This is a genomic window from Allobosea sp. 47.2.35 (assembly GCF_024655635.1).
In the GTDB taxonomy this organism is placed as follows: Bacteria; Pseudomonadota; Alphaproteobacteria; order Rhizobiales; family Beijerinckiaceae; genus Allobosea.
Map to the genome: position 1 here is coordinate 45,476 of NZ_JANLGI010000022.1, position 11,008 is coordinate 56,483.

The 11,008-nt window shown below is 68.0% G+C and carries 7 protein-coding genes; 6 read left to right on the forward strand and 1 reads right to left on the reverse strand.

Annotated features, from left to right (window positions below):
- Positions 1–16: 16 nt before the first annotated feature.
- Both NUV79_RS21575 and NUV79_RS21580 read left to right on the forward strand, forming a co-directional pair.
- A complete protein-coding gene (locus NUV79_RS21575) occupies positions 17–4,849 on the forward strand; it encodes an NAD-glutamate dehydrogenase (protein WP_374679312.1) in 4,833 nt (1,610 codons plus the stop codon).
- A gap of 107 nt (positions 4,850–4,956) precedes the next feature.
- Positions 4,957–5,154, forward strand: coding sequence for a Trm112 family protein (locus NUV79_RS21580; RefSeq protein ID WP_061966490.1), 198 nt, complete (start codon positions 4,957–4,959; stop codon positions 5,152–5,154).
- A 32-nt stretch (positions 5,155–5,186) separates the two neighbouring features.
- On the opposite strand, the gene NUV79_RS21585 is transcribed toward NUV79_RS21580, so the two are convergent.
- Positions 5,187–6,437 carry a ubiquinone biosynthesis hydroxylase gene (locus NUV79_RS21585; protein ID WP_257735122.1) on the reverse strand — a complete coding sequence of 417 codons (1,251 nt, stop codon included), beginning with the start codon at positions 6,435–6,437 and terminating at the stop codon, positions 5,187–5,189.
- A 122-nt stretch (positions 6,438–6,559) separates the two neighbouring features.
- Here NUV79_RS21585 and tesB point away from each other — a divergent pair, with 122 nt between their 5' ends.
- The 4 genes from tesB to NUV79_RS21605 form a co-directional block, all read left to right on the forward strand.
- Positions 6,560–7,426: an acyl-CoA thioesterase II gene (tesB, locus tag NUV79_RS21590; protein ID WP_257735132.1), complete on the forward strand. Its 867-nt coding sequence runs from the start codon at positions 6,560–6,562 to the stop codon at positions 7,424–7,426.
- Positions 7,427–7,664: 238 nt separating this feature from the next.
- Positions 7,665–8,003 carry a P-II family nitrogen regulator gene (locus NUV79_RS21595; protein WP_199085746.1) on the forward strand — a complete coding sequence of 113 codons (339 nt, stop codon included), beginning with the start codon at positions 7,665–7,667 and terminating at the stop codon, positions 8,001–8,003.
- 26 nt (positions 8,004–8,029) lie between these two features.
- The gene (locus tag NUV79_RS21600) at positions 8,030–9,505 is read left to right on the forward strand and encodes an ammonium transporter (protein ID WP_257735123.1); all 1,476 of its coding nucleotides are present in this window, start codon (positions 8,030–8,032) and stop codon (positions 9,503–9,505) included.
- A gap of 197 nt (positions 9,506–9,702) precedes the next feature.
- Positions 9,703–11,008, forward strand: a 1,306-nt coding sequence (locus NUV79_RS21605; protein ID WP_257735124.1) for a DNA translocase FtsK 4TM domain-containing protein, incomplete at its 3' end; no start/stop codon positions are given.

An 11,008-nucleotide genomic window follows, 5' to 3' on the forward strand; every position in this document is an offset into this window, starting at 1 on the left:
CAACTGGGGTTGGGACATGGGCAAACGGGTGACGAACGCGACTGCGGGTGCAATCGCAGCGATCGAGGCCGCAGCCACCGGACTGAAGAGTTCGATGCCCGCCGAATTTCCCCGCCTGCTTTTTGGTCGTTCCGTCGCCGAGGATCTCGAGGCCCTTCCGGCAGAGATGCTTGCCCGCACCGCTGCCGCCGCCTTCGAGCAGCTCGCCCAGCCGCGCAAGCCCGACACGATCAACCTGCGCTTCCGCGACGAGGAATACGGCGAGGGCGAGCGCAAGAACCAGCTCACCGTTCTCGAGGTCGTCAACGACAACAAGCCGTTCCTGCTCGATTCGACCCTCGCCGAACTGCAGGAGCAGGGCCATGAGCCGCGTCTCGTCGCCCACCCGATCCTGGCCGTCGCCCGCGACGCCAAGGGCAAGTTCGCCTCGCTCGCCGGCGAGGCCGCCGGCCGCGCCCCCGAAGGCACCCGCCGCGAAAGCCTGCTTCACATCCACGTCCCGCGCATCGATACGCCCGAAGCCCGCGAGAAGCTGCGTGCCGGGCTCGACCACGTCTATGCCGATGTCGCGCTCGCCGTCGACGACTGGGCCGCGATGCGCGGCCGCATCACCGAGGTGATCCAGGCCTATCGCGCCAATCCGCCGCCGCTGCCGGAAGACGAGATCAACGAGGCGCTGCAGTTCCTCGAATGGATCGCAGGCGACAATTTCACCCTGCTCGGCATCCGCGCCTATCGCTTCCCCGGCGGTGACGTCGCGGCCGATCCGATCGAGGGCTCTGGCCTCGGCATCCTGCGCGATCCCACGGTCAAGGTCCTGCGCAAGGGCCGGGAGCTGGTCACGGTCACGCCGGAGCTGCGCTCCTTCCTGGCCAAGCCGCAGGCGCTCATCATCACCAAGGCCAACGTCAAGAGTCGCGTCCACCGACGCGTCCATCTCGACTATGTCGGCGTCAAGCTGTTCACCCCGGACGGGCGTCTCGACGGCGAGTTGCGCATCGTCGGCCTGCTGACCTCGAACGCCTATACCGGCTCGGCCCGCGCCATCCCCTATCTGCGCCTCAAGGTCGCGCGCGTCGCCAAGAATATCGGCTTCGACCCCGCGAGCTATTCCGGCCGCGCGCTGATGAACGTGCTCGACGCCTATCCGCGTGACGAGCTCTTCCAGATCGATGTCGCCACGCTGGAGCAGTTCGCGCTCGATATCCTCCAGCTCACCGAGCGGCCGCGCATCCGCGCGCTCGCCCGCGTCGACGAGTTCGACCGCTTCGTCTCGATCCTCGTCTTCATCCCGAAGGATCGCTACGACACCACGGTGCGCCTGCGCGTCGGCGACTTCCTGGCGCGGGTCTATGGTGGGCGCCTCTCGGCCGCCTATCCGGCCTATCCCGAGGGCCCGCTCTCGCGCACCCACTACATCATCGGCCGCGACGAGGGCAAAACCCCGCGCGTCGAGCGGTCGACGCTGGAAGCCGGCATCAGCGCCATCGTCCGCACCTGGGGCGACGGGCTCAAGGACGTGCTCGACCAGGAGAAGGCCGGCCCCGCCGCCCGTGCACTGGCCGAGCGTTATGCCGAGGCCTTCGGTGCCGCCTATCGCGAGCGCTTCTCAGCCGCCGATGCGCTCGTCGATATCGAGATGCTCCAGCAGCTCACGCCGGAGCGCGGCCGCGCCGTCAACCTCTACCGACGCGAGGGCGACGACGCCAAGCGCGCCAATCTCAAGGTCTTCTCGCGCGGCGCGCCGATATCGCTCTCGGCCCGCGTGCCGGTGCTGGAGAACATGGGTTTCCGCGTCGTCAACGAGCGGACCTACAACGTCATGCCGCAAGGAAATGGCGACGCCGTCCGCATCTGGCTGCACGACATGACGCTGGAGCGCGCCGACGACGGCGAGATCGATATCGAGCATCTCGATCCGACCATCGAGGCGGCGCTGATGGCGCAGTTCCGCGGCCTCGCGGAATCCGACCGCTTCGACCAGCTCGTGCTGGTCGCCGGGCTCGCCTGGCGGGAAGCTGCGCTGCTGCGCGCCTTCGGCCGCTATCTGCGTCAGGCCGGCGCGCCCTATGCCCAAGGCTATATCGCCGACGCGCTGACCCGCCATCCCGACATCGCCGCCGGGCTCGTCGCCTATTTCACGGCCAAGTTCGACCCGCGTGTTCCCTCGGCTGAGCGCGAGCAGCGCATGGCCCAGAAACATGCCGAGATCGAGCAGGCGCTCGACGCCGTCACCAGCCTCGACGACGACCGCATCCTGCGCCGCCTCGTCAACCTGGTCGATGCTGCGCTACGCACCAACTTCTTCCAGATCGGCCCGGACGGCCAGCCGCGCCAGACCATTACCTTCAAGTTCGACTGCGCCAGGGTCGACGGCCTGCCGCTGCCGCGCCCGCTCTACGAGATCTTCGTCTATTCGCCGCGCGTCGAGGGCGTTCACATGCGCTTCGGCAAGGTCGCCCGCGGCGGCCTGCGCTGGTCCGACCGGCCGCAGGATTTCCGCACCGAAGTGCTCGGCCTCGTCAAGGCGCAGCAGGTCAAGAACGCGGTGATCGTGCCGGTCGGCGCCAAGGGCGGCTTCTTCCCGAAGCAGCTCCCGCCGGCCTCCGACCGCGCCGCCTGGCTCGCCGAGGGCACCGAGAGCTACCGCATCTTCATCCGCAACCTGCTCGAGCTCACCGACAATCTCGACGGCGAGACCATCGTGCCGCCGCCGGATACCGTGCGCCATGATGGCGACGACCCCTATCTCGTCGTCGCCGCAGACAAGGGCACCGCGACCTTCTCCGACACCGCCAACGCGATCTCGCTGGAGAAGCACCACTGGCTCGGTGATGCCTTCGCCTCGGGCGGCTCGCAGGGCTATGATCACAAGGGCATGGGCATCACCGCCCGCGGCGGCTGGGAAGCGGTGAAGCGCCATTTCCGCGAGGTCGATATCGACATCCAGACCACGCCCTTCACCGTCGCCGGCGTCGGCGACATGTCGGGCGACGTCTTCGGCAACGGCATGTTGCTCTCGCCGGCGATCAAGCTGGTCGCGGCCTTCGACCATCGCGACATCTTCCTCGATCCCGATCCGGACACGGCGAAATCGCTGGCCGAGCGCCAGCGCCTCTTCGCCCTGCCGCGCTCGTCCTGGGCCGACTATGACAAGAGCCTGATCTCGAAGGGCGGCGGCGTCTTCTCGCGCCAGGCCAAGAGCATCCCGCTCTCGGCCGAGGTGCGCGCGCTGCTCGACCTCGACAAGAAGGAGGTCTCGCCGCCGGAGCTGATGACGGCGATCCTGAAGGCGCGGGTCGACCTGCTCTGGTTCGGCGGCATCGGCACCTATATCCGCGCTTCCGACGAGACCGACGCGCAGGTCGGCGACCGCGCCAATGACGCGATCCGCATCACCGGCAACGACCTCCGGACGCGGGTCATCGGCGAGGGCGCCAATCTCGGCGTCACCCAGCGCGGCCGCATCGAGGCCGCGCGCAAGGGCGTCAAACTCAATACCGACGCGATCGACAACTCGGCCGGCGTCAACACCTCCGACGTCGAGGTCAACATCAAGATCGCGCTCGCAGGCCCCGTGAAGGACGGCCGCCTGAAGGAAGACAAGCGCAACGAATTGCTGGCGGCGATGACCGACGAGGTCGGCGATCTCGTCCTGCGCAACAACTACCTGCAGACGCTGGCGCTTTCGCTCACCGAAGCGCAGGGCTCCGCCGCGACGCCGGGCCTGCGCTTCCTGATGCAGACGCTGGAGCAGGACGGAAAGCTCGACCGCTCGGTCGAGTACCTGCCAAGCGACGCCCAGCTCGCCGAGCGCGAGAAGCGCAGCGAAGGCCTGACCCGGCCGGAACTCGCGGTACTGCTCGCCTATGCCAAGCTCTCGCTGCACGACGCGCTGCTCGAATCCTCGGTGCCGGACGATCCGTATCTCGCCAGCGAGCTCGTCCGCTATTTCCCGAAGGCGCTGCGCGAGGCCTATCCGGACGCGATCGCCAGCCACAAGCTGCGCCGCGAGATCGTGGCGACGCAGCTCGCCAACGCCATCGTCAATCGCGGCGGCCCGGCCCTCGTGCCGGTGCTGGCAGCGCTGACCCGCTCCGACGCACCGGCCATTGCGGCGGCCTATGCGATCGCGCGCGATTCCTTCGATCTCATCGCGCTCAACGGCGAGATCGACGCGCTCGATGCAAAAATCCCCGGCAAGACCCAGCTCGGCCTCTATGGTGCGGCGCAAGAACTCGTCACCAACCGCATGGGCTGGTTCCTGCGGCGCGGCGTCGCCAAGCCCGGCACGATCGAGCAGACCATCGCCCGCTATGCCAAGGGCGTGAAGGAACTGGCCGGCGAACTCGGCTCGCTCCTGCCGGAAGCCGCCTCGCAAGCAAGGCTCGCACGCATCGCGGTGCTCACCTCCGAGGGCGTGCCGGAAGCTCTGGCCACGCGCATCGCGAGCCTGCCGGCGCTGGCTGAGGCGACCGACATCGTCGACATCGCCGAGCGCGGCAAGCGCAAGATCGGCGAGGTCGCCCGCATCCATTTCGGCATCGACGCGCTGTTCGGCCTGTCGAGCCTGAAGGCGGCGGCCGCGGCCGTGCCGGCGACGGACGATTACGAGCGCCTCGCCCGCGAACGGGCGATCGAGACCCTCGACGACGCCCAGTCCAACCTGACGCAGGAGGTCTCGGCCTCCGCGAAGGGGCAGGGCACGCTGGAGAGCTGGATCGCCGAGCGCGGCGAGGATGCGGAGCGTACCCGCAGCACGGTCAATGCGATCGCAAGCTCCGGCCTGACCTTGCCGAAGCTGATGGTGGCGGCCGGCATGCTGGCCGACCTGCCGCGCAAGCGCTAGATTGCCGTGCCTCTGCGCGCGAAGCGATCTGAGCACAAGGTCCTGACATCGGACCGGAAGGCGATATCCGCTTTTCGGTCCGAGGCACTTGTTGAATGGAAAGACCGATGACCGGCGAAGCCGACACGACCACCCGCATCGATCCCAAGCTGCTCGAAATCCTGGTCTGCCCTCTGACCAAGGCGACGCTGGAATACGACGCCGCCAAGCAGGAACTGATCAGCCGTCCGGCCAAGCTCGCCTACCCGATCCGCGACGGCATCCCGATCATGCTGCCGGAAGAGGCGCGACAGCTGGAGGATTGAGATAGGGCGTCATTCCCTGCGGCGCATAACGATCAAAGCGCCTCGCCCCTCAACAGCCGCGGCGGGGCGCCAGCCACGCCCGCGGCCTCGCGGATGAAGAAGCGCTTCAGCCCGGGCAGCCGATCGACGATGCCGAGCCCGAGATCGCGCGCCAGCCTCAGCGGCGTCGCGTCGTTCGAGAACAGGCGGTTCAACCCGTCGGTCACGGCGCCCATCGCCACCGTGTCGAAGCGGCGCGCCTTCTCGTAATCTTCCAGCACGTCAGCCGAACCGGGATCGAGCCCGAGCCGCGCCGCATCGACGATCGCTTCGGCCAAAGCCGCAACGTCCTTCAGGCCGAGATTGAGCCCTTGCCCGGCGATCGGGTGGATCAGATGTGCGGCGTCCCCCAGCAGCGCCAGCCGCTCGCCGACGAAACGCCGAGCCACGCCGAAACCGAGCGGGTGTGCGCTCACCGCGCTTTCGAGCGCGATCTCGCCCAGTTCGAGCCCGAAGCGCCGCTCGATCTCGGCTAGCATGTCCTGTGTATCCAGCGAGAGCAGCGGCTCGACATTCTCCGTGCGCTCCGTCCAGACGATCGAGGAGCGGTGCCCGAGCGTTCCGCCATCGGCCAGCGGCAGGATCGCGAAGGGCCCCGACGGCAGGAAATGCTCGACCGCGCGGCCGTCATGCGGACGTTCGTGGCCAATCGTCGCGACGATGCCCGACTGGCCGTAACTCCAGCCGACCCAGCCGATACCCGCCTGCTCGCGGAGTTTGGAACGCGCGCCATCGGCCGCGACCAAGAGCGCCGCCTCGCAACGCCCGCCATCGGCGAAAACGATCTCGACCGTCGCATCATCCGCGATGAAGCGCCGAACTCCGGTACTGCGCAATTCGACCCCGGCCCCCTCGCAGGACGCCTTCAGCGCCGCGACCAAGGCCGCATTCTCGACCATATGGGCGAAGGGTTCTCCCGGCTCGACCTCGCCGTCGAAGGTCAGGAAGACCGGGCGGACGGCGTCCTCGGTGCGGCTGTCCGAGACGATCATCTCCAGCATCGGCTGGGCGGTGTGCGCAATCGTATCCCAGATGCCCAGCGTCTTCAGCATCGCCCGGCCTCCGGCCGCCACCGCATAGGCGCGGTTATCGGCGCGTGGCGCGGCCGCCAGCGCCGGATCGGCCAGGATCACCGAGACATCCGCGCCCAGCCCCTGCTTCAGCGCGAGCGCGAGTGCTAGCCCGGCGATGCCGCCGCCCGCGATGACGATGCGCATGGCACCGCTGCCCTGCTCGATAGCCATATCGTCCTTATCTCCACGCCGACTTGACGCCACGGGATGCCTCGGTGCTGATGCCAGCGAAGCCGGCTGTCCCTGTGCGGGCCGCCGGCCGTTCCGTCAACCTGACCGCGATACCGCCGACCATGTCCCAGATCAGCGCCTCCCTGACGGCGATCCTCGACCTCGAGCAGCTCGAGCGCAACCTGTTCCGCGGTCGCAGCCCCAAATCGAGCTGGCCGCGCGTGTTCGGCGGGCAAGTGATCGCGCAATCGCTTTATGCCGCCTGCAAGACGGTCGAGGGCCGGCAGCCGCACTCGCTGCATGCCTATTTCCTGCTGGCGGGCGACCCCGAGGTGCCGATCGTCTACGAGGTCGACCGCCTGCGCGACGGCCGCTCCTTCACCACGCGCCGCGTTCTGGCCATCCAGAAGGGCGAGGCGATCTTCGCCATGTCCGCTTCCTTCCATGTCGAGGAGGCCGGCTACGAGCACCAGATGCCGATGCCGAAGGTGCCGGTGCCGGAAGAGCTGCCGGACCGCGAGGAGATGGTGAAGCTGTTCAGCGCGCCCGAGCACAACCCGCTCCAGACCTTCTACCAGCGCAAGCGGCCGATCGAAATTCGCCCGGTCGAGCTCGAGCGCTATCGCGGCGGCGGCAGCCTGGAGCCGAAATTCAACGTCTGGATCCGGGCGATTGAGCCGCTGCCGGATGAGCCGGCCTTCCACCAGAGCGTACTCGCCTATGCCTCCGACCTGCTGCTGCTCGATTCCAGCCTGATCGCCCATGGCGCGACCGTCTTCGACCGAAAGATCCAGGCCGCGAGCCTCGACCACGCCTTGTGGTTCCATCGCCCGTTCCGGGCCGATGACTGGCTGCTCTATTCGCAGGATAGCCCATCGACCTCCGGCGCGCGCGGTTTCTCGCGCGGCCTGGTCTTCGACAGGCAAGGCCGCCTTGTCGCCTCGGTCGCGCAGGAAGGACTCGTTCGGCCTCGCTCCGATCTCGGCTGACCGGAATTCAGGCAGCTGCGCAGAATCCAGTCTTATGCCTAAATCTTAGGCAACAACGCTCGCCGTTTCCCTGTGAGCACGATGATTCCGCCTCCGGATGCGCCTTCGCGCCGCCCGGAGCGGGTTGGCACGTCCCTTGAATTGCATGTTGCGACGCAACTGCGATCCCGCAGGCGCGAGAGTGCAACGAGATCGCCGGGGCTGACGACCGGGCGGCGCAGACGGGGAAACCCAGCACATGAAAATCGTGATGGCGATCATCAAGCCGTTCAAGCTGGAGGAGGTGCGCGACGGGCTCACCGCCGTCGGCGTGCATGGCCTGACCGTGACCGAGGTGAAGGGCTACGGCCGTCAGAAGGGTCATACGGAAATCTACCGCGGCGCCGAATATGCCGTGAGCTTCCTGCCGAAGATCAAGATCGAGGTCGCGGTCTCCGACGAGCTCGTCGACCGGGTGATCGAGACGATCACCGCCGCCGCCCGCACCGGCCAGATCGGCGACGGCAAGATCTTCGTCTCGTCGATCGAGAAGGCCGTGCGCATCCGCACCGGCGAGACCGACACCGACGCCCTCTGAGCCCCGACCTCCAGGAGTTTTCGACGATGAATTTCAGGACTTCCCTGCGGGCCGGATTGGCTGGCCTCTCACTGGTGGCGCTGACGGCCGGCGTCGCGCTGGCCCAGGCCCCCGCCACCCCGCCCGTGCCCAACAAGGGCGATGTCGCCTTCATGATGAGCTCGACGATCCTCGTCCTGCTCATGACCATCCCCGGCCTCGCCCTGTTCTATGGCGGCCTCGTCCGTTCGAAGAACATGCTCTCGGTGCTGACGCAGGTCTTCGCCATCGTCAGCGTCGTCTGCATCCTCTGGGTGACCTATGGCTACTCGCTCGCCTTCACCAATGGCGGCGGCCTGAACGACTTCGTCGGCGGCTTCTCCAAGGCCTTCCTCAGGGGCGTCGACGCCACGACGGTGGCCGGCACCTTCTCGAACGGCGTCTACATCCCCGAATTCGTCTATGTCTGCTTCCAGATGACCTTCGCCTGCATCACGCCGGCGCTGATCGTCGGCGCCTTCGCGGAGCGCATGAAGTTCTCAGCCTTGCTGCTCTTCACCGTGCTGTGGGTCACTTTCATCTATTTCCCGATGGCCCACATGGTCTGGTACTGGGGCGGGCCTGACGCCGTCGGCAACGCCGCCAAGGCGCTGGCCGAGGCCGGCGCAGACGGCAAGGTTGCCGCCCAGGCCGCGCTCGACGCCGTCAATGCCGATGCCGGCATGCTCTTCAAGTGGGGCGCGCTCGACTTCGCCGGCGGCACGGTCGTCCATATCAACGCGGGCATCGCCGGCCTCGTCGGCTGCATCCTGATCGGCAAGCGCGTCGGCTTCGGCAAGGAATTGATGGCGCCGCACTCGCTGACCATGACGCTGATCGGCGCAGCCCTGCTCTGGGTCGGCTGGTTCGGCTTCAACGCCGGCTCGAACCTCGAGGCGAACGGCACCGCCGCGCTCGCCATGCTCAACACCTTCGTCGCCACCGCGGCGGCGGCTTTGGGCTGGCTGTTCGTGGAATGGGCGGTCAAGGGCAAGCCCTCGATGCTCGGCATGGTCTCCGGCGCGGTCGCCGGCCTCGTCGCCGTTACCCCGGCTGCCGGCTTTGCCGGCCCGATGGGCTCGATCGTACTCGGCCTCGTCGCCGGTGCAGCCTGCTTCGTCTTCTGCACGACCGTGAAGAACGCACTCGGCTACGACGACTCGCTCGATGTCTTCGGCATCCACTGCGTCGGCGGCATCATCGGCGCGATCGCGACCGGCATCCTCGTCAACACCACGCTCGGCGGCGCCGGCATCCCGGACTATTCCAGCAAACCCGGCGAGCTCGCCGTGGGTGCCTATGAGTTCGGCCCGGCCGTCATGGCCCAGATCAAGGCGGTGCTGTTCACCATCGTGTTCAGCGCCGTCGGCTCGGCGATCCTCTACAAGATCGTCGACGTGATCGTCGGTCTGCGCGTCACGACCGACCAGGAGCGCGAGGGCCTCGACATCGCCGAGCATGGCGAGCGCGCCTACCACAGCTGATCCTCCCGCCGCTCCCAGCGGTAACTCGGCCCCGGCATCGCTGCCGGGGCCTTTTTTATGCGTCGTGGTTCAGCACGCAGAGAACGAGGACGAGCTCGCGCGGTTCAAGGTTAAGCGGGTCTTAACCTCGGCTTCCTAACCTTCCGCCGATGGCCGGAATGATGCGGCCCGACAGTCCGGACAAGACCCGAAACCGCATGCGCACGATCCGCCGCTCCCAATCGCTCATGGACCGCCTGCCTGACCCGGTGCGCGAGTTCCTGTCGCGCCGCGCCTCGGAGCTTACGGGCATGGGCGTCCTCGCCCTGATGGTCGCTGTCGCCACCGCGCTGGCGAGCTGGTCGGTCGACGATCCCAGCCTCAACAACGCCACCAGCGGCGCCGTCCGCAACTGGCTCGGCCGCCCCGGCGCCATGGTCGCCGATCTCCTGATGCAGCTCATCGGGCTCGGCGTCATCGCCCTGCTGTTTCCGCCGGTGATCTGGGCGCTCAGGCTCGTCCGCTTCCACATCTTCGACCGTGGCGCGCTGAAGCTCGGCCTCTGGGTCGTCGGCGTCGCCGCGACCGCCGCCGTCGCCAGCGCCCTGCCGGCGACCCCGCGCTGGCCCTTGCCCACCGGCATGGGCGGCGTCATCGGCGACGGTCTTCTGTTCGGGACACGCAACATCGCGGGCATTGCCGGCAGTGCGGTCGGCAGCCTCGTCGGCTTCCTCTATGCCGGCATCGCCATCCTCGCCGTGACCGCCGCAGCCGGCTTCGGCTTCGTCACCGACGAGGACCCGACGCTCGACAGCGACGAGGCCGAGGACAGCTGGTCCGATGGCGAGGAGCGCCGCGACGATGAGCCCGGCATCGCCGTCATCCTGATCGGCTGGCTCGCCCATGGCGCGATGGCGCTGCGCGCGGCGATCCTGCGCCGCCTGCCGCAGCCGCCCGAGCCCGCGGTCGATACCGGCATCGTTCCGACCCGCGACAGCAGCCGCGTCCGCCGCGAGCCGCAATTCGGCGAGGCCCCGGCCGGCCGCCGCAACCTGCCCGATTTCGATCCCGAGCCGCTGCCCGGCGCCCGTTCCGTTACGGGCCCGAACCGAGCCCACGACGATTACGACGCGCCTTTCGATCTCGACGACGAGCCGCAGGACCTGCGCGATCTCAACGCCCCGCGCGTGACCATGCCACGCGCCGCGCCGAAGCCCGGCAAGCGCATGCAGCGCGAGGCGCAACCCTCGCTCCTCGATCGCGACACGTTCGAATTGCCGCCGCTGACCTATCTGGCCGAGCCGAAGAAGGTCGCGGCCAATGCCGTCTCGACCGACGCGCTGGAGCAGAACGCCACGCTGCTCGAAGGCGTGCTGGAGGATTTCGGCGTGCGCGGCGAGATCTCGCAGGTGCGCCCCGGGCCGGTCGTGACGCTCTACGAGCTTGAGCCGGCTCCCGGCACGAAGTCTTCCCGCGTGATCTCGTTGGCTGACGACATCGCGCGTTCGATGAGCGCGGTGTCGG